The sequence below is a fragment of the Pontibacter sp. MBLB2868 genome, from assembly GCF_051904785.1.
Lineage (GTDB): Bacteria > Bacteroidota > Bacteroidia > Cytophagales > Hymenobacteraceae > Pontibacter.
In genome coordinates, this window is sequence record NZ_CP196710.1 from 3,254,331 (window position 1) to 3,275,172 (window position 20,842).

The following is a 20,842-nucleotide window of genomic DNA, read 5'->3' on the forward strand; positions in this document are numbered from 1 at the left end:
AATTGTCTTATATATGAAATTGGTATAATTATATATATTAGCTTATATTTTCTTTGTTATATCCTATAGCTGCTTTACAATTATAATAGCGTGGCAACATTAACATCAAAGATATACAATGGCATGCACTGCCATTGTAGCCTCTGAGTGATTGAAATTTAACCGTAAAAAATCTAAACTCATGTTGTAGCGTAAGAGTGTTATATCCATCTAGCAACACTATTTATTTGATTCTTCCCATCCGTTACATAACCACTTCCCTGATTTTTTGCATGCTATCGGGAGCAGCTTTGGCTCAGGCTGATACACCTCTTGGGGCTCGTGCTGCAGGTCTGGGCAACGCTTCTGTTACTTTATCTGACCTGTGGGCAGTGCATAATAATATAGCGGGAATAACCGGTGTGAAAGAGTTGCAGGCGGGTACATATGCAGAAAACAGATCTGGGGTAAAGGCCTTTACTACAGTAGCTCTTGCGGGGGTATACCCTACCAGGTATGGGAGCTATGGTGTTAGCTTGAGCACTTTTGGAGACCAGCTATTTCGGCAACAACATGCCGGCCTTGGCATAGCTCACAAACTTGGTCAGTTTAGTATTGGCGCAAAGGTTGATGTGTGGCAGATAGCAGTGAAAGGCTATGGCAGCCAAAAAGCACTTGCGTTTTCTGTTGGAGGTCAGGCTGAGATAGTCCCGCAACTACACTTTGGCGCTTATGCATACAACCTGAATCAGGCGAAACTCGCTACCTTTGAAGATGAACGTTTGCCCACGGTTATGAAGGCAGGCCTGTCTTACAGCCCATACCGCAAGCTATTACTGGCAGTGGAGACTGAAAAGAACATTGACTATGATGCTACTTTTAAAGGAGGCATTGAATACCAGATTTTAGAAGATAAGTTTACACTTAGAAGCGGCTTTATAAGTAAAACGAACACCCTTACCTTCGGGGCAGGTTTTAAAGCACGGCTCTTGCTGATAGATTATGCTTTCGGCAATGCTACTCCCTTAGGCAATAGCCATCACCTCTCGGTTGCATATCATTTCAGTAAGCCTTAGTCCCTTATTTAAACTTGTACCTTTCCCTCCAGGCGCCTGATCAGCTTTTCTATTGTCAGTCCCTGAATTGTAAGTGACAACAGCACAACCGCATAGGTTATAGCTACAATAAATTCTCTGTGCATTTCAGGTTTTAACGACAGGGCCAAGGCTATTGATATACCACCTCTTAACCCGCCCCAGGTCATGATCAACAATGTATTTGGGGCAAAAGCCCGATGCAACATGAAAGAATATGTAGGTATAGCCAGTGCCACATACCGCACCAGCAACACAATGATCGTTGTAATGATACCAATCAGGAAATACTCTCTGTGGAACGGAATTAACATCAGCTCTAGGCCAATTAATACAAAAAGTACCGCATTCAATACTTCATCCACCATCTCCCAAAACTTTGTAAGATAATCTGCTGTAGTTTTGCTCATAGCTAAACGTGTGCCTTGGTTGCCAATTAAAATTCCTGCAGCTACCATCGCCAACGGGCCTGAAAAATGAAAATATTGCGCAATGCTATAACCGCCTGTAACCACCGCCAACGAAATAATAACTTCTGTCTGGTAATGGTCAATGCGCCTCATAAAATAGAAAGCAATGTATCCGATCAGTAAGCCCAAACCAATGCCGCCACCTACTTCTTTCAGAAAAAGTTCCGCCACAAAAGAGCCCTCTATGTTAGACACACCGATCTGGGCTATCTCAAAAATAGAGATAAACACCACTACACCAACACCATCATTAAAAAGCGATTCACCGGTTATGCTAACCTCCAGTTGTTTAGGGATCTTGGCTTGTTTTAGAATCCCGAGTACTGCGATTGGATCTGTGGGCGAAATCAGCGCCCCGAACAGCAGGCAGTAAATGTATTCTACCGGGTAGTTAACCAACTGCAGCAAGTAATAAAACGCCGTGCCAGTAATAAATGTCGATATCAACACACCAATCGTGGCAAATATAAGCACTGGCCACTTTGACTGCGCCAGCTTTTCCAGATCGGTGTGCAAAGCACCGGCAAACAGCAGGAAACTCAGCATGAACTCCAGCAGGATCTCAGAGAAATCTATTTCTCTTAAACGCCCTTCCACTAGTACCTCAAAAGCTGGGGAAATCTCACCTAACACCTGTACCAGCAGCGAAAGCAATAAACCCGCAAGAAGCAGCCCAATGGCTCCTGGTAACTTAAAATACTTATAATTGATGTAGGCAAAAATGGCCGAAATAACCAGTATAACAGAGAAAATGTGAAAGAGCTCCATGTAGTGTTTTTAAGGTGCAGAACAACATTATTGGCAAGTGCAGAGTAGCCCTTAAGTATAAATAATTATACACGCGGGGTTCTGATGCCTATGGTACGAGTTTTTTTACTGTGCTGGTTTACTTTTTGCTTTTGGTTGCCACTTCAGGCTCAGGAATACCCACGACAAAACATTGATTTTGACCTATTTGCACAAGAGCTATTTGCTCAGCAAGAAGACGCGGATCTGCCTTACGAGGATTTTTATGAGGCACTTTTCCAGTACTACCAACGCCCGATAGACCTTAACAACACAAACCCTGAGGAGTTGGCTTCTCTTTATATACTTTCACGCCCGCAGATCGCTGCTATTTTTGACTACATGGAAAAAAACGGCAAGCTGCTAAGCATTTATGAGCTACAGGCCATCCCGGACATCGGTCTATTAACAATCTATCAACTGGTTCCTTTTGTGCGTGTAGATGATGCCGGACTGAACGCAGACCAACGGCCGCTCTGGCAGCGAATGGTGGGTGAAGATAACAATGCGCTGATCGTGAGGTATGAAAGAACCCTGCAGGAGCGTCGAGGGTATGCGTCCGCAGATACCAATGGCAGATCCGGTAGCCGCTACCTTGGTTCACCAGATAAGCTGTATCTGCGCTACAGAGTTAGCCACACCCGCGACTATAGCTTTGGCATTACAGCAGAAAAGGATGCCGGTGAAACCTTTAACTGGGAGCCCAATGTACATCGCTATGGCTTTGACTTTTACTCGGCACATCTACAGCTATATAACAAAGGGAAATTTAAAGCCATCGCCATTGGTGACTACCAGTTGCAGATCGGGCAGGGTTTACTGCTGTCTTCAGGGTATAGCGTTGGTAAAGGGAGTGAGACAATTGCTACCGTTAGTAGAGCCAACCTCGGTATCAGGCCCTACAGTTCGGTTTTGGAATATGCATACTTTAGAGGCGGGGCACTAACTTATACGTTAGGCAAGCTTGATATAACAGGCTTCTATTCAAACAAACGGGTAGATGCAAACCTCCAGACACAGCTTGACACGCTCAATCAGCAAGCAGGTCTCTTTACCGGCGTTCAGACCACCGGCTTCCATCGCACCCCTACCGAATTGGTAAATAAAGACCAGGTGCGGGAGCAGATATTCGGAGGCAATATGCATTATCAATCCACGGATAGAACACTTACGCTGGGCCTCACTGCCCTTGGCACAAGCTATAATGCACCGGTTCAAAAAGCAGGATTAACCTATCAGCGCTTTGAATTTAACGGCACACGCAACTATAACATCGGCACCAACTACAGCTATACCTGGCAGAATTTATACTTGTTTGGGGAGACAGCCATCAGTAAAAGTGGTGGTTTAGGTACAGTGAACGGATTGATAGCAAATCTTTCAAACAAAGTAGAGCTTGCGATGCTATACCGTAATTATGCCCGTAATTTTCATACTTTTTATGGAGGCGCTTTTGGTGAAGCAACCCGTAACATAAATGAACGCGGCTTTTACACCGGAATTAAGATAAAGCCCTTGCCCAAGTGGGAGGTAACAGCTTACTATGACCATTTCAGATTTCCGTGGCTTCGTTACCGTGTGGACGCTCCCTCTCATGGGAACGAGTACCTCGTGCGGCTCCTGTTTAAGCCTTCTCGCCAAAGTACGTTGTATGCTCAGTATCGAGCTGAGAGCAAAGGACTGAACGCTGCAAACGTGGTTACAAATATAGATTATGTAGTACAGGCACTTCGCAATAATTACCTGCTATACTATGAGTTTGCTCCTACTAAGTTTATTATCCTTAAATCGCGGGTACAGTTCAGCAGCTTTGAGCAGGAGGCGCCCCAACAGACGGGATACCTGATTGCACAGGACATCAACTTTAACTTTGGAAACGTTCGCCTCAGTACCCGCTACGCCATATTCGACACTGATAGCTACGATACCCGCCAATATGTATATGAGCGCGATGTGTTGTACGCCTTCTCGATTCCAGCCTTCAGCGGCAGGGGCACCAGGGTATATGCCCTGTTGCAACTCAGGCCTTTCCGGCAGATGGATGTGTGGGTAAAGTATGGCCTGACTTACTACCGTAACCAGGATAGTATAGGGTCTGGTTTAGAAACTATTGAAGGGCCGAGACGATCTGATGTGAAAGTGCAGGTGAGGTATAAGTTTTGATAGCATTTTGCGGGCTTACCTGCAGTTTTGGCTATACTTACTGGATGCCGCTGTTCCTCAGCCTTACAAACCCATAATTTCACTTCCTGTTTTAGTACCCTCAAGCAAGAGAAGGCTTATCCTAGGGCAGGAAGGATGATAATTTTTAATATAATTCCCCTTCTCGAATGCCCTGAAGCCGGAAAAGTATTTGCAAAACGGAATTACTTCTGGCTAAGATGCTGCAGTGGCTTACAGCTTTCCTTTACGCTGGCTCCAATTACCTGCCCATTATGGCTAAACTCCAGGTGGCAGCACTCCATAAAAAGGGCTTTCAATTTTTCGCGGCCACGCTGCACCCTGGACTTAGCGCCGGAATAGGAAATATTGAGACGCTCCGCAATTTCTTTTTGGCTTACCCCTTCTAACTCGCTGAGGCGTAGCGCTTCCGCATATTCTTCGGGCAGCAGTTTAATAAGTGGTTCAACCAGCGCCTCCACATCATGCCGGGTATCCTCCGGCAACTCCCCATCAGCCAACTCCATGTCGCTTATACTTTGGCGGCGGCTGTTTTCCCGGAAGAAATCATACACGGCGTTGCGCGTGATCTGGTACAGCCAGGCTTTCGTGTTCTTTACTTCCTGCAGCTGCTCGCAGTTTTTATAAACTTTCAGGTAAAGCTGCTGCAGGATGTCGTTGGCTTCCTCCTTATCCAGGATACGCTTCTGAACAAAGCCTTTGAGCTGGGCCTCGTAAGCCAGAAACACAGGAGCAACAGCAGAGCAACTTTCAGTGGCTGGGGCATTCGCATTATTTGGGGTAGTACAGCAGTTTTCCATACTTAAATAAACGAATATAAAATAAAAAAAGCAGCAGCGCGAAGTATAAAATACCCGCGCTGCTGCTCTAAAGTCTTATTTTGTACTAAATGGCAGTTATTTCAGTGTTGGCTGTTCTGGCATTTGCGCCCTCGCCGTACACAGTAGATTCTCCGAAAGTATAGAACGCCTCCCAGTCTACCCCTTGTGGGTCAGTTATCCACGATTTCTCAGATTTTGCGTAGCAGCAAGTGCATTTTCCTTCCTCACGGATGGCACCTTTCGCTTCTTTTAAACGGCCATAAACTTCTGCCAGTTCTTCCTCACTTTCAGCCTGAATGCCCAGGTGTTCGATACCGGCATTCTCCGGATGCAACGAGATAGCAAAGTTAATGCGTGGATCTTCCAGCATCCACTTTGCATAATCGCCTTTTAGTACTGTTGGCTCTGTTCCGAACAATGCTGTATAAAAAGCGGTTGACTCCTCCAGGTTTTTTACTCTTACGTTTACGTGAAATCTTTTCATGGCTTTATCGATTTTAAGATGTTCTTGTTTTGATTACACCCTGATGACGGAGCCACTTCTGAAAAGACGCAGACTTTTTTATTTTTTTTTCTTATCACTTAAACCATAAGCCGCTCCCTGCCTACTGCACATTCTTCACAAAGACAATCTGCTGTTTATCCCCTTTTATAATATTGTTCAGAAACTCCAGGTAAGGCGTATATGCCTCTGGTTTAAATACCCCTTTTTTCATCTGCAGTATGCGAATGTAGGTCACCTGTTGGCCCTCAACTTTAATACTGAACTTGTATTCTCCGAATTCAGATTTTAGCTCCTGGTCCTTTGGTTTGTGCTCAAGCGAATAACCTGCCGGCAAGTCAAACACTACAGTATCTACATCCATAAATGCCATGGTCCGGACGATGTCTGTTGTGCGATTTGCCAGTTGCTCAGGGGCATAAGTCCACTTATTCATTAAGTTGGGGCTTAAAAACAAACGTTTGCCAGTAATGGTAGCACATTTATTTAAGCTCAACTCTAATTTTTCTGAAACTTCGGGTACTAACTGCTTTTGCTGCTGAAACGAGAAATCAGTAATCTCAAATGAAGGTACTTTCACCTGTTGGTAAAGCCACTTCCGCTGCTCCTCAGGCTTCAGATTGTGCAGCACGTAGTCGCGTGATTCTTGTTGCAAACCTGTATATAGTGTACTTACCTGCGCTATACCGTTGCCCGCTTCATCTAACTTCACCTTCGTTGTTCGTCTTTGCACATTATCCCGGGCACTATAATCTGGTGTAGTAACCAGCTTGCCTCCTTCCGGTGTTATCAGTAAGGCATGGCGGCCTCCGGTAAAGCTACCGGCATAGCCAGCAGAGGCATCCTGGCTGGTACACTCCAACCAAATGGTATCATTCTCAACAGGTACACAAAGCACTACGTGGTTAAACTGGCTGCTCGGGAAATCAACTAAGAGATCAGACTCATCGTCTCCGGCGCGGATCAAAGCCTGGTAAGAGTTTATACCTACTGCCTTTAACATAGCCTGCGTATAGTTGGTAAGGGCTTTACAGTCTCCGTATCCTTTGCTATCTACAAAACTTGCTTCAAACGGCTGCCAGCCTCCGATGCCTAACTGTATCGATACATAACGCGTTTTCCCCTGCAGGTAATCATATATCTTCTTTATTTTCTCTTCCGGAGTCTTAAGTCCGGCCACACTTGCCTGTAAACGCTGCTGTGTTTCAGCAGGTAAAACATCGCGTCCTTTGTTCAGCTGCTCAATGAATAGTCCATAGTTTTTCCAGCTTTCCATATTGCCCTGGTAACCATCTACTTCAAAATCAGCGGGCGCCGTCCGTACTTGTGGTACCACCTCCCGCAAGGCAGGCCCATAGGGTTCCTGCCGCATAGGCGATAAGTTCTTTACTTGCCACTCATACACATCGTGCTGGTCAGTGGAGCTCATCTTTACCTTTTCAGGCATATTGGTCTCTCTGTAGCGCAGTTTGCCCCCCTTTGGCACCTCAATTCGTAACAGGGCATGCTCTACCATCATATCTTCTTCATCCAACGGCCTCCAGAGCGGGTAGAACATCATATTTTTAGAAGTGACTTTATACTCAAATTCTACCGTGTAAGGATAGATGGTATGCGTCAGGTTCGCAATCTTCACCCTGTTATCGTCAATCAGTGAGATAGAAGATACTGCACTAACATCAGAGATCTCACTGTTCTTCAGCTGCTTTATTTTTTTGCCATTTGCATCATACAGCACCCCTTTTATATACCCGACCTTACTGAGTTTGTCGTAAGGCACATACAGCTTTGCCTTATGCTTCCCATTATCATTTAAAATGGTAATAGTGGTTTTAAATAGTGTGGTACCGCTGTTAATAGCATCCACTGTAAATGTTGTTTCTTCTGAACGGATGACTACATTTGCATCTTTTGCAAAGGAGTTTTCTCCACTTGCTAAAGTCGCTTTCCCCTGAATGAAAAGCAGCCCCAACAGGAGCCAGGTAAAAGTAAAAATGTACCGCATGCTAACTTGATAGTTAATGGGGTTACTAACACACATCATTCCCGGTTGTCGCGACGACCGGGAATGATGTGTGTTAAAAGATACCCTGATGAAATTTATTTAAGTGCTGTGCTTCTTTTGATCACGATCTGTTCAGCGTGCTTGGCTACAATATGGTTATAGAGTTCCTTTAGGTAGGGGTATTCCGGAGCGTAAAAAACAGGCTTGTTAATATTCACTTTGCTCATCACCTGTACCACATTCCCCTCCTGCTGCACCATGTATATGAAGCGTCCGTTATTCTCCGGCAGATTCACAGCAACGCTTTTTGGTGCCTCCTCAATCTCATAGCCATCCGGAATAACAAAGCGGCAGATATAGGTTTCGTCTATTGGAGTGGCAAAGTCTACGGGGTAAGTGCGCTCCGTTAACTTGAAAGGGTTTTCCTTCTCGCCATAGCCTAACATCGGGTTCAAGTAGATAATATCGTTAACCTGCCCGCTTCCACTGGCTTTGATATCATAAGATACATTGAGCGAGTTGCCTATACTGTTCAGGTTCTCAATTTTAGGTTTGCCTACTTTAAAATCGCCTACCTCCTTCGCAATACGCTCTGAGTACTTTGTTTCTCCCTCTTCCAGGATAGATCTTCGCAAAGCCAACGCTTTATATCCTCCCGCTGATTCATAGCCTGTACCAACGATTTCACCATCTTTATTAATAGTAAGATTGGCATTAAACAAGCGGCTGTATGGCATAACTGGCTTCAATGCAACCCAGCGCTGGTCATTTTTCTTGATCAGTCGACCTTCACCGTTCAGGCAGCGCACAGGTAACATTCCGGCTGGTAACAGCGGATCAGTGGCATCAAGAAGAAACTCCTCTTCCCCGATCTTAACTTGAGCAATCACATAATTGAACTTGGATAGCATCGGAGACATCGCAGTGCGTATCTTGCCATGGGTACGGGTGCTAAGTAGCACTGGAGCTGCATCAAGCCCCGCTTCTAAAAGCATAGAAGTAAGCAGTAAATTAATTTCTGCCGCACTTCCGGTGCCAGCATCATATACTTTTCTGATTGGGTTCTTTGCGTATACCTCATGTTTTCCGTCCCACTTTACCTTCTTCTTCACCAGTTCATAAATAGCCTCCATTTGCTGTTTAGGCTCTTTATTACTGGCCATCACTGCCGCCAGGTCATCTTTAAAAAAGTTATTGCGGTTTAGCTGTAAGCCAAATTCTTCTGCTGCCAGAAGGTCTTTTGTTACTTCCTCCCAATTCCCAGTCATCACTTTTGGAATTTCGCCAGGCCACTTTACTTTTTCCAGCTCAAACTCTATTTTAGACTGATAATCATCTAAAGTTGTGATGTATCTTTCTTCTTTCAGGGCAGGCACATCCTTTAATATCCAGTAATAGGTATTGTTCATCATGTTTGCCTGAGCATTTTCTCTACCCTGGCTGGCATCGCTAACAGCCAGATATCCCTGCATCACAAACTTATAGTCAAAGTACTCCGGGATCTCTACATGGTACTCACTCCAAATGGTTGGAATTGATGTCTGAAACTCCCATTCACGTAACGTATATATAAAATCAGACTGTATGGAATAACTTAAGTCAAGTACAGAGCCTTCTTTTACATTAGGCATTGTAAACTTCTTGGCGTACCAGTTCTCCGTATTCTGCTCTTCAAATACGCTTTTTGACTCCAGTTTATCTTTCTGCTCTACTCCGTTAACCAGGTTGAAAGTATAGCCTTTAATAGCTGTAACCCGTTCTTTGTCAGAATTTTTAATATAGAATGGAATAGATACGTTCGCCCAGTCATAGCCTGCCTTTTTAAGAATCTTTATCCGGATGTGCCTATCGAAAACAACTTTCATCTCATGGTTGAAGGTAAACCTGGTTTCCCCATGGTCAAACAGTATAACAGCAGCGGCACTTGTATCATTAGGGTAGCTGTCCATTTTTAGTTCGGCTTCTTCTACTTTACCAAACTTTTTTTCCTGGGCATGCACACTTGATATTCCAAAAATAAGTGCAAAAAATAAAATGAAAGATGTAAGTGTAGATGTTGCTTTCATAGGCAAGCTGTTAAAATATTAGTTAGAAAATAGGTGCAATTTGCAGCTTGCTTAAACACCTGCTATCGCTGCTCCAAGCAGGTTATAAATGTATTTTACAAAATGGAAGTATAAATAAAGCATTATTAATCTATATATTCAAACCCCTATTTGATTTTTGAGAACATTTTATATAAAAAAACTCGCAGCTTACTTTATGGCATAACATATGATAACTTTTTATTTATCCTGATTCAGCCCCTGTTATAGCCTTACTGTTAAATTTACACTGTTCGTATCTATGATTTTTTTTTATCCCATCTGATAGCCTTCATTTATTGCCCTGTAGTCGTTAAACTGTAGGCACAAAAATGTTCAGTGGGTAAAGATGTTTGAGCGGCTGTACAATAAAGAACTGTTGCTTGATGGAGAAAGTGGCTGAGAATTATATAAGGAAATCATCATGGATAGACCATGTGATGAGAACTGTATTACAACATGCTTCCCTGCTAAACTATATGCCTGGTAGCAAAACAAGTGAATGGTATCTGATAAGGAAGGTTTTTACTTTTTATTGCTCAGTTGAAGATGTTGAGCATAATTTATATTTGTGAAGGGAGTTGTGCTTTAGTTCTGTCTATTGGGCAAGATGCAAAAAGAACACTTTTATCTTTATAGTGCCTGTTAAAAGCGCTGGATTAGTGTATTACTAAAGTTAGCAAGTAATTTCAGATGAAACGTGGTTAAGTACCGGGTCTATTGAAGGATTACTGAAGGGGGCTTGAGGAGGCAGCTAGTTAATAAAAATAAAAAGCGGCAGCCCAGGGTAAGAGGATGGCACTGCCGCTTCTTATCAGTTTTTATTACAAGTAGGATGAAAAGTTTTGCTTGTCTTGCCAAAACTCACGGCAAGCTTCTCTTTGTGATTCGATAAATTCTGAGTTCCGCTTAAGTTCTTTCCAGTTACCTAAGCCAAGCCTCTCACACATTCTGAAAAAGCTGTCCCCCTGGTTTTTTTGTCCTTTTACTCTTACCAGTGAGCTTAACAATGGTCGCCCCTCTTTATACTCACGCTCGGAAATCTCGTCGATTACTTCTGTCAGCATGGATTTTTCGTGGGGATTCTCTAAATTAAGACCTAGTTCGGCCTCATAAATTAGATTTTGGAAGGTCATTAAATGAGCTCTACCGCGAGCTACTTGAATGAGTTTCTTTCGTACGCGTGCATTCATAGTGCAAAATTTATTTTTGCGCAGCTAATGCTTCCAAGCTACAAACTTTGCCTCAGAAGCCTTTCCTGCAGTACAACTAAACTGATATATATTATTATAAACGTATTTTATGCAGATTTAGTTGCAAATGAAGTCCAATTTTACAACATTTTAATCACCACTATCATTAGATGCTGCAGAAGATGATGCTAGCGTAGTTTTCGGGGCTGTTTTTCAGAAAGATATTTCCAATATCTTTTGGGTATATGGCGTAAATGAAGCTTCGGGTTCTTACGTTCGGCTATATTGACATGATCAAAGTATACTTGCCAGAGTTGCTTATATGTATCCTCATCATCTGTCAGCATTGTTTCCTGAAGCACCCCATGCCGCCCAGGCCCAGACTGCTCCAGTTCTACTAACGTAGTACCTTTTAAATCAAAGTAAGCACCATATCGGCGATTTGTATCATAAATGGCCCAGCACTGGTCAGCATACCTTTTTTCAAAATGACTCACAATTAAAGGCAGCACGTTAAAGTCAGGCGATATAGCGGCGTAATACAGGTTGTCGGCTGTTTTTTGAAAACGCACGAATGCCTCCATCCGATGCTTCTCCCTGAACATTTGTTTGGCTGCCTGCTGAACTTGTAATACACAAGGCGCGGTATAGTTTGTCTCTATGTTCTGGTCTGTTGCAAACGCCAATCTGATGTATTTAAAAATAATCATCTCAAAGCCTGCCTGCTCCCACAGGTACGTATGGTACAGTGCCGTTAAAGCAGTTGGAGAAAGCTTCTTTTGAAGGCCTTTCCATACCCGGTTCACCTTTACCTCATCTGTTACAACACCCACTGTTTGCCCGAACATAACAGGCTGTGCCAGGTGTGTTTTTTCAATTGTATGGGGCCATACATTGCGTGCGTATGCTTCGAACACTACCGTCAGCAAACCTTCAAAGCTACCGTCGTAAGTGTAGAGGGCCAACCCGGTACAGGCTGTGTTATTTGGCGCTATTATGGTTGGTCCTGCTTTTTTCATTTGCTTCCGGTTGCATTCTTGCTGACAGGCTTTGCAACTGTGGCACCAGCATATTCAGTTTGCAGTACATTGAAACACGGGCAACTTTCTGATTCTTTCTCATAATAATAACTTTTTTAGGTTGTACAGCTTGAGTTGTATGATTCGGTATTGGTGATTTCTTTTTTGATGTAGCCATGGTGATGCACCTTTCAATTAACCTACCTGGCGAAACAGGTCCAGTTGCTGCGTTAGCAAGGCATTTCGAACAGAACCATCTCCGAACAAGATCTTTCTTCTGATCAACTGCGAGTCAAAATCCTGCTTCTGCAGGCTCTTTGTCTGGCAAGTGATAAAATATTTAGCCCTTTTCAACACTACCCCCATTTGCCGCAGATGCTCAAAGTTCAATTGCGCGAACCTTCTTGCCGACACTATTTTCTTTGCAGATTTGATTCCGATGCCAGGCACCCGCAGGATCATCTCATAATCCGCTGTATTTACCTCTACCGGAAACATAAACCTGTTTCGCAGCGCCCAACCCAACTTAGGATCTATTTCCAGGTCAAGGTGGGGATTTTGCTCGTCCACTATCTCCTGTGCATTAAACCCATAGAACCGCATCAGCCAATCAGCCTGATAGATCCTGTTCTCCCGGATAATGGGTGGCTCTGAAATAATGGGCAACCTGGTGTCGCTGCTTACCGGTACATAGCCGGAGTAGTACACACGCTTTAAACTATAGTCTTTATACAACTGGCTGGACAGCTGCAGTATCTGGTGATCATTTTCTGCTGAGGCCCCAACAATAAGCTGGGTACTCTGCCCTGCAGGTGCAAAGGAAGGTGCCGATTTAAAGATCTTTTGCTCATCCTTTGCCTGTGCCAGCTGATCCCGGATGCTGCCCATCGGCAATAGTATTTCCTTATAATTCTTTTCAGGAGCAAGCTGCTGTAGACTCATTTCAGAAGGCAACTCTATGTTCACGCTTAACCTGTCAGCATATAAACCCGCCTCTTTTATAAGTTCTTCACTGGCGCCAGGTATGGTTTTGAGGTGTATGTAGCCGTTAAACTTATGCTCCTGCCGCAATTTTTTAGCAACCCGCACCAAACGCTCCATGGTATAATCGGAATCTTTAAAAATGCCTGAGCTCAGGAAAAGTCCCTCAATATAATTGCGGCGATAAAAATTTATGGTCAGGTCTACTACTTCCTGCACCGTGAAGGCCGCACGCTTAACATCGTTACTTTTGCGGGTCACGCAGTATGCGCAGTCGTAGATACAAAAGTTAGTTAGCAAGATCTTTAAAAGGGAAACGCAACGGCCATCTTCCGTATAGCTATGGCAAATACCCATACCCTCGGCGTTACCTAACCCTTTGTTATCGTTCTTTCGCTTTCCACCGCTCGATGAACAAGAAACATCGTATTTCGCTGCATCTGCTAATACTTTTAGTTTCTCTGTGATCCTGCTGTCCATTTACTTGATTTACTGTACCTATTTCGAACTAAAGATACTGCGTGCGATCTTAAAAAGCCAAAAATATTAGTATTTATTTATCAACGAGTTATCAACACATCATTATTTTACTAACTCAGTTAGCACAATTGAAGACTTGCTTCCTCAATACTTGAAAATAATGCTGCTTCACGACCTCTACAGCAAGAAATCGTTATATTAGAAGGTTCATTCATTGCTCTGTTTACTTCTGCTTCCATTATGCAGCCACCACGCCCTTACATCATACAGTACTTATACCCTCTGCTACTAGGGGTGCTACTGTTATGCGCCGGGGTGTGCCAGGCACAGGTAATACCTAAAACTCAACCTGATTCTACAGTTGTACCACAGGACACCATACCACAGCGTTTTGATGAGCGAATAATGGACAACCTTCGCAGAATGTCCGAAAGAAAGACAATTATGGGCAAGCTGCTCAAGGCTATCCTGGTGTTTGACAAAAACGAAGTCGAGGTATATGGCCTGGATGCTGAATTAATACAGCGGGAATATGAAAAGCATAACTACAAAGTAGTACGTAACCTCGACATTGTCACTTTAGATGCATTTGGCTACTCCATAAATGACACCAGCCGTGTACCCCGTAATTTTCTGGAAAAAGCAGGAAACTCTCTTCATGTAAAGACAGGGCGTGGGCTTATCCGCAATAAGCTACTTTTTCAGAGAAACGAACCACTTCAACCGCTTGCCCTGGTAGAATCTGAGCGTTTGTTACGCCAGACGCAATATATACTTGATGCCCGTATCATAGTAAATGAGCAAACCACTACCGAAGACAGTGTGGATGTATTTGTGATCACCAAGGACATCTTCAGCCTTGGCGGCTCAGGCTCCTACTCCCCTTCTTCGGGCTCTGGCAGAATATCTTTGCGGGAGCTCAATTTTCTGGGGCAGGGGCACCAGGTGCGCGGATCTTACCGCTTTAACATGAACCGCCCGCGCCCCTGGGAGGTTTCCGGCTCGTATAGTGTCGAGAACATTGGCAGGACTTACGTATCAGCTGACCTGAATTACATTGACCAGAACTACTACAAAGAAAAAAGTATATACTTCCGGCGCGACTTCTTCTCTACTAATACTAAATATGCGGGAGCAGTAGGAGCCAGCTGGATCGATGAGCAGATACTGTTACCACCTACACCCGAAGACACAATACCGCGTTTCGGGGACTTGAACTATTCCCGCCGCGATGCATGGCTGGGGCGGGCTTTTAAATTCAAATCATATAACCTGGGATATGAGTCGAGGGGGCGGTTGATTGTTGGCTTACGTGCCGTGGACACTAATTATGGCACAGTGCCCACTGAAAATTTCCAGAGCAATACCCTGATGCTGGGCAGTGTGGGCTACAGTATCCGGAAATACTACAAAGATCGTTATCTGTTTGGTTTTGGCCGCACAGAAGACATACCGGCAGGCTCGCTGATCTCGTTCACGGGGGGCTATGAACGCGGCGACGTGTTCGACAGAAAATATTTTGCAGCTTCGACCTCCTTAGCCAAGTATAGCCCGAATTTTGGGTATTTGTATGGGAGCGCCACCTACGGCACCTTTGTTCGCGATGACCGTTTTGAGCAGGGCGTACTGGAGGTGCAGTCGTTATACTTCACGAAGCTGTCGGAATGGGGAAACTGGAAATTACGCCATTACCTGCTGGGCCGTGGTACTTTTGGTATTAACCGCAACCCCGAAGAGTTGTTGGCAATCAATAATGAGTACGGCCTGCGTGGCTTTCGTTCTGAGCTAGTGCGCGGCTCACGCAGGGTAACCTTCAACTATGAGGCCAACCTGTACACGCCACTTTCTTTACTGGGCTTCCGACTGGCCACCGTACTATTCGCCGACATTGCCTGGCTTTCTACTGGCAACCAAAGCTCTCCGTTTAAAAAAACACCCTACCGCGGATACGGCATTGGCTTCCGCTTCCGTAACGAGTACCTCTCCTTCAGCACCATACAGATTTTAATTGGGTATTACCCAAAGCTACCTGCTAACGAGGACTTCAACAGTTTCAGGATCTTCGAAACATCCCGCCCGTACTACGACTTCACCGACTTCCGCTTTACACGACCAGGTGTGGCAGATTTCAGATAGAAAAATACGGTTTAACGACTACTTATCCATTGTTACAACTTTCAAGCAAGCCTGCTTTTTGTTAGCTTTGTAAGACAGCACCTTACAAACAATAAATCATGGTAGAGTTAGGCGATTACAATGAGCTAGAGATAGCGCGTGAAGTTGATTTCGGAGTATATTTAACATCAGAGGATGGTGATATCCTGCTGCCCGGCAAGTACATACCCGAAGGGGCCCGTGTAGGTGACTTCGTGCGCGTGTTTGTTTACCGCGATTCAGAAGACCGCATCATTGCCACCAACCTGATCCCTTACGCTACTGTTGGTGAGTTTGCCTGCCTTACCTGTAACGATGTAACTCCTTTTGGCGCTTTCCTGGATTGGGGACTGGAGAAGGACCTGCTCGTGCCGCTGAACAACCAGAAAAATAAAATGCAGGTTGGCAAAAAATATTGCGTTTACCTGTACCTCGATGAAACCACAGACCGTGTTGTAGCCACTACTAAACTAGGCAAGTACCTGCAAAACGAAGACATACAACTAACAGAGGGAGAGGAAGTGCAGCTTTTAGTAGCAGGCTTTACAGATCTCGGCACCAAGGTGATCATCAACAACGCCTACATGGGCATGCTATACCGCAATGAAGTATTCAAAGACCTGCACATTGGTGATAAAGCAACCGGTTACGTTAAACTTATCCGCCCAGACAATAAAATTGATGTAACGCTGCGTAAACCTGGCACCACCCAGAAAGTAGAGTCTGACGAGGCGTCTGATAAGATCATCAGGCTGCTGGAACAAGGCAGCGGCTGGCTTCCATTATCCGACAACAGCACACCCGAGGAAATTTACAAGGCTTTAGGCATGAGCAAGAAAACGTTTAAACGTGCTATAGGTGGTTTATACAAGGCCGGCAAAATCACTTTATCTGACGATAGCATCCGGCTGGTCCAATAAACTGTACATACCTGCACTTTCACTCTGACCTACTACCTATCTGCTAACCTTAAAAATTACGCCCTCACCTGGCGTAGTTACAGAACAATGCCTCACAAACTATTACTTGTTGCACTAACACTTTTACTTTTTACAACCTGTGCCTACGCCTCAGGCACATCCAAAGACCCCGAGGCAGTTTCTAAAATAAAAACGACAAGGGCTATCCGCACTTCTGTCGCGCCCGTACTGGATGGCTTTCTGGAGCCTGAGGTCTGGCAGACAGTTGCGCCTGCTACGAATTTTGTGCGCTACGATCCGCTAAATGGCAAGCCATCGTCTCAGAAAACGGAAGTATACATGCTTTATGACAACGAGGCAATATACATAGGTGCTTTGTTGCACGACACTGCCCCGGACTCTATACTTACACAGCTTGGCCAACGCGACTCCGGTGAGAATAACTCTGACTTATTCGGGGTATATCTGGATACCTACAACGATAAGCAGAATGCTTTTGCCTTTATGGTTTCTGCGGCAGGTGTCCAAACCGACATCAAATTATCGCAGGGGCGGGATGATAGAAACTGGGACGCTGTATGGTCGAGCAAAGCAAAGCTTACTCCCGAAGGCTGGGTAGTGGAAATGCGCATCCCGTACGGGGCAATCCGATTTCCTAAAACAGAAGTTCAGTCCTGGGGTATAAATTTTATGCGTATCATCCGCCGTACCCGCGAAAAATCATATTGGACCCACGTCGACAATTCGGTAGAAGGATTTGTGAACCAGGGCGGCCGGGCCATCGGAATTGAAAATATCGAATCGCCGGTGCGGCTACAGTTTACACCTTATATATCAGGTTATGTGAACCATTACCCTGCTAACGTGGAAGGCAAAAGCAACTACAGCCATTCCATTAATGGCGGCATGGATGTTAAGTATGGTATCAACGATGCATTTACGCTGGATGTAACACTTATTCCTGATTTCGGGCAGACACAATCTGATAACCAGGTTTTGAATTTGTCACCTTTTGAAGTCAAGTTCAGTGAGAACCGGCAGTTTTTCACTGAAGGGACAGAGCTCTTTAACAAGGCAGGCCTGTTTTACTCCAGGCGCATTGGAGGAGCGCCCATACTTCGTTCAAAAGCAGCAGATCTATTGAACCCGGGAGAGGTATTAATTGAGAACCCTGCCACCAGTAGTTTACTGAACGCGGCAAAAGTATCCGGGAGAACAAAAAAAGGCTTAGGCATTGGGTTATTTAATGCCTTAACGCGCAACATGTTTGCCCTTGCCGAAGATGAAACAGGAGATACCCGCGAAATACTCACAGATCCGCTAACGAACTACAGCGTATTTGTATTAGACCAGACACTCCGCAATAACTCTTATATCACTTTCACGAACACGAATGTAACCCGTTCCAGGAGCTTTTACGATGCCAATGTAACCGGAGTACAGATGCGTTTTGCCGATAGAAGCAACACCTTTGCCGTGCGTGCGGGTGGTAACCTTAGCCAACTATACGGCAAGTATAACAACGAAGCAGGTGAGCCCGGGGTAACGTTAGGCCATCAGTATAACATCAGCCTGGCTAAAATAAGCGGCAACCTGCAGTATAGTTTAAACCGGAGCGTTGAGTCAGACACCTACGATATAAACGACTTAGGCTATTTGCAAAATAACAATGAGGTAAGCACATCAGCGCAGGTAAGCTACAACTTCTACCAGCCTGTCTGGAAGTTCCTGAACTGGAACAACAGGCTAAGTATAAACCACAATATGCTGTATGCCCCGCGTGAATTTGTAAGCTTTGGCTTTGGAGGCGGGCATTTTGTGAAGTTCCGAAACTTTATCAGCTCTAACTTTAACTGGTCTGTGAGACCAGGTGAGGCCTATGACTTTTTTGAAGCGCGTGCCTTCCCGCAGGTGTTTATTAAACCTCCTGCCTTTGAGTTGAGTGGCAGCATTTCAAGTGATTACCGCAGACGCCTTGCCGTGGATGCTTCGGTTGGCCAATGGCGGTCTGACCGCTACAACCAAAGTAACTGGTGGGGCGGCTTCAGCCCCCGTTTTAGAGTGAACGATAAGCTGCTGCTCATAAATAGTAATAACTATAGCCTTAGCAGGCATAATATCGGCTATATAAAAGATCCAAATAAAAAAACTACTTCAGAACAGATCATTCTGGCTGACCGGGATGTTAAGACACTTACCACAACCTTATCAGGGGAATATATTTTTAGCGAAAAAACCGGTTTAACACTGAACATGCGCCATTACTGGTCCAGGGCAGAAAATAATTGGTTTAATTATTTGCAGAAAGATGGCACTGTAGAGCGCGTTACTGAAGCGCAGGATCCTAATCTTTCCAGGTACAAAGACATCAATTTCAATACTTTTAATATTGACCTGGTTTACAGCTGGCGCTTTGCACCCGGCAGCGAATTGCGCGTTGTCTGGAAAAACGCTATCCAGGACAGTAACAATAAGGTAACTCCACTATATTTTGACAACCTTTCACGGACTATACAGGCTCCGCAGAACAACAATTTCTCCGTTAAACTATTATACTTCATAGACTATATAGCTATAAAAAACGTACTCTCTGCTTAAACTAGAACAGATGCAAAAAGTAAGGACAGCACTTATTGCCGGCGCCAGCGGATTAGTGGGCGGTCATTGCCTTAACCTTCTACTGCAGAGCACGAGGTACAGCCAGGTTATTTCTATCGGTCGTCACGACCTGCCCCTGATCCACCCGAAACTGGAGCAGCATGTGGTTGATTTTAATAAGCTTAAAACCGCTTCTGCCAATTTAGTTGCAGATGATGTTTTTTGTTGCCTGGGCACCACCATTAAAAAAGCAGGTTCGAAGGAGGCTTTTTATAAAGTTGACCATACGTTCCCGGTTGAACTTGCAAGAGTAAGCCTGCAGAAAGGCGCGTCGCAGTTCCTGGTAGTTTCCGCTATGGGTGCTGATGCCGGCTCCATGATCTTTTATAATAAGGTAAAGGGAGAGATGGAGCGTGACGTACAGCAACTTGGATTCAGCACTGTACACATTTTCAGGCCGTCACTGCTTTTGGGCGAACGGGAAGAGAAACGATCCGGTGAAGAGTGGGCTTCTAAAATAATGAAGCCCTTAAGCGGACTGATGATAGGCCCACTTAAGGACTACAAACCTATAGAGGCAGAGACTGTAGCAAGAGCCATGCTGTCTGCCGCCTCGCAGGATGAGAAAGGGGTGCATGTTCATAATTCAAACGAGATCGCGATACTAGGTTCAAAACCATAGCTCCTGCCCTGCCGTAAGCTGCAGACACATTTATGGAATGACATGCAGCCACAGCACCTGAAATATATTTTCCCGAAAGCATTTCAATATGACCCTGAATGGGTGCGCAAGCATTCGATGGGCGAAAACGTGCTCTTCAACCTGGAGAGCCTCACAAAGTCGCTGGACCTGAAACCGGGCATGCAAGTACTGGACCTGGGCTGCGGTAAAGCGATCAGTTCTATTTTTCTGGCGAAAGAATTTGGCGTGAAAGTATGGGCTGTGGATCCGGCCGTTTCTGCAAGTGATAACTACCAGCGCATACGCCGTGAGGGCTGTAAAGAGCAGGTGATACCAATTGAAGCAGACGCCCGTGCCCTGCCTTTTGCTGAGGAATATTTTGATGCCGTAATTGTGGTTGACTCCTATACTTACTTTGGTACAGATGAGAAATACCTGCCCTACATTGCCAGATTCATAAAGCCTGAAGGCTATCTGGCGATAGTGGATGTATGCTTTACAAAAGAGATAGAGACATTAGAGCAGGTGCCCGACTTCATCAAAAAAGACTATCAAAATTACTGGTACTTTATACATACCATTAATTGGTGGCAAAAGCTTTGGGAGAAAACGGGGCTGGTAAAAATTGAACAGGCAAAAGAACTGGAAGAAGCAGCCATGATCCGGAAACAGTACATTGAAGATTACAAGAAAAACAACGAAGAAGATGCCTTTGCCAGAGCGATACAGCATGATGATCAGCACTTTATATCTTTCTTCAAATTAATTGCGCGCCGCACCAAAAAAACTGCCTACCTGCAGGACTACAAACAGGAAGTTAAAAATTGATCTGCCAATACAATAATCGCCAGTATGTACGTTAGAAGTTGTAATTTTGCGGCCACCAAAGCATA

General features: G+C 44.7%; 16 protein-coding genes. 7 read left to right on the forward strand and 9 right to left on the reverse strand.

What is annotated here, in order from left to right:
* Positions 1–272: 272 nt before the first annotated feature.
* Positions 273–1,055 carry a hypothetical protein gene (locus tag ACSX1A_RS13905; protein WP_439880246.1) on the forward strand — a complete coding sequence of 261 codons (783 nt, stop codon included), beginning with the start codon at positions 273–275 and terminating at the stop codon, positions 1,053–1,055.
* 8 nt (positions 1,056–1,063) lie between these two features.
* Here ACSX1A_RS13905 and ACSX1A_RS13910 read toward each other — a convergent pair whose 3' ends face one another.
* A complete protein-coding gene (locus ACSX1A_RS13910; protein ID WP_439880247.1) occupies positions 1,064–2,311 on the reverse strand; it encodes a cation:proton antiporter in 1,248 nt (415 codons plus the stop codon).
* A 90-nt stretch (positions 2,312–2,401) separates the two neighbouring features.
* Between ACSX1A_RS13910 and ACSX1A_RS13915 the strand changes: the two genes are divergently transcribed.
* The gene (locus ACSX1A_RS13915; protein WP_439880248.1) at positions 2,402–4,492 is read left to right on the forward strand and encodes a ComEA family DNA-binding protein; all 2,091 of its coding nucleotides are present in this window, start codon (positions 2,402–2,404) and stop codon (positions 4,490–4,492) included.
* 203 nt (positions 4,493–4,695) lie between these two features.
* Here the strand turns inward: ACSX1A_RS13915 and sigZ are convergent, their stop codons facing one another.
* The 8 genes from sigZ to ACSX1A_RS13955 all read right to left on the reverse strand — a co-directional run bounded on the left by sigZ (position 4,696) and on the right by ACSX1A_RS13955 (position 13,595).
* Positions 4,696–5,310 (reverse strand): RNA polymerase sigma factor SigZ, encoded by a 615-nt coding sequence (gene sigZ, locus ACSX1A_RS13920; RefSeq protein WP_439880249.1) that lies wholly within the window; start codon positions 5,308–5,310, stop codon positions 4,696–4,698.
* A gap of 85 nt (positions 5,311–5,395) precedes the next feature.
* A complete protein-coding gene (locus ACSX1A_RS13925) occupies positions 5,396–5,815 on the reverse strand; it encodes an ArsI/CadI family heavy metal resistance metalloenzyme (protein WP_439880250.1) in 420 nt (139 codons plus the stop codon).
* A 121-nt stretch (positions 5,816–5,936) separates the two neighbouring features.
* Positions 5,937–7,838 (reverse strand): DUF3857 domain-containing protein, encoded by a 1,902-nt coding sequence (locus ACSX1A_RS13930; RefSeq protein WP_439880251.1) that lies wholly within the window; start codon positions 7,836–7,838, stop codon positions 5,937–5,939.
* 95 nt (positions 7,839–7,933) lie between these two features.
* Complete coding sequence (locus ACSX1A_RS13935) at positions 7,934–9,904, reverse strand: DUF3857 domain-containing protein (RefSeq protein ID WP_439880252.1); 1,971 nt, start codon at positions 9,902–9,904, stop codon at positions 7,934–7,936.
* 842 nt (positions 9,905–10,746) lie between these two features.
* Complete coding sequence (locus ACSX1A_RS13940) at positions 10,747–11,115, reverse strand: hypothetical protein (protein WP_439880253.1); 369 nt, start codon at positions 11,113–11,115, stop codon at positions 10,747–10,749.
* A gap of 188 nt (positions 11,116–11,303) precedes the next feature.
* Positions 11,304–12,134: a TIGR03915 family putative DNA repair protein gene (locus tag ACSX1A_RS13945; protein WP_439880254.1), complete on the reverse strand. Its 831-nt coding sequence runs from the start codon at positions 12,132–12,134 to the stop codon at positions 11,304–11,306.
* On the reverse strand, positions 12,097–12,312 hold the full coding sequence (locus tag ACSX1A_RS13950; RefSeq protein ID WP_439880255.1) for a hypothetical protein: 216 nt from the start codon (positions 12,310–12,312) through the stop codon (positions 12,097–12,099). The genes ACSX1A_RS13945 and ACSX1A_RS13950 overlap by 38 nt, the downstream gene beginning before the upstream one ends.
* A 17-nt stretch (positions 12,313–12,329) precedes the next feature.
* On the reverse strand, positions 12,330–13,595 hold the full coding sequence (locus ACSX1A_RS13955) for a putative DNA modification/repair radical SAM protein (protein ID WP_439880256.1): 1,266 nt from the start codon (positions 13,593–13,595) through the stop codon (positions 12,330–12,332).
* A 240-nt stretch (positions 13,596–13,835) separates the two neighbouring features.
* Between ACSX1A_RS13955 and ACSX1A_RS13960 the strand changes: the two genes are divergently transcribed.
* From ACSX1A_RS13960 to ACSX1A_RS13980, 5 genes are all read left to right on the forward strand, one after another.
* Positions 13,836–15,731: a hypothetical protein gene (locus ACSX1A_RS13960; RefSeq protein ID WP_439880257.1), complete on the forward strand. Its 1,896-nt coding sequence runs from the start codon at positions 13,836–13,838 to the stop codon at positions 15,729–15,731.
* 98 nt (positions 15,732–15,829) lie between these two features.
* Entirely contained in the window at positions 15,830–16,669 is an 840-nt protein-coding gene (locus ACSX1A_RS13965) for a CvfB family protein (RefSeq protein WP_439880258.1), read from the forward strand.
* A gap of 87 nt (positions 16,670–16,756) precedes the next feature.
* Positions 16,757–19,267 (forward strand): DUF5916 domain-containing protein, encoded by a 2,511-nt coding sequence (locus ACSX1A_RS13970; protein ID WP_439880259.1) that lies wholly within the window; start codon positions 16,757–16,759, stop codon positions 19,265–19,267.
* A 10-nt stretch (positions 19,268–19,277) separates the two neighbouring features.
* Positions 19,278–19,949: an oxidoreductase gene (locus ACSX1A_RS13975; protein ID WP_439880260.1), complete on the forward strand. Its 672-nt coding sequence runs from the start codon at positions 19,278–19,280 to the stop codon at positions 19,947–19,949.
* A 42-nt stretch (positions 19,950–19,991) separates the two neighbouring features.
* Positions 19,992–20,777, forward strand: coding sequence for an SAM-dependent methyltransferase (locus tag ACSX1A_RS13980; RefSeq protein ID WP_439880261.1), 786 nt, complete (start codon positions 19,992–19,994; stop codon positions 20,775–20,777).
* Positions 20,778–20,842: the final 65 nt, after the last annotated feature.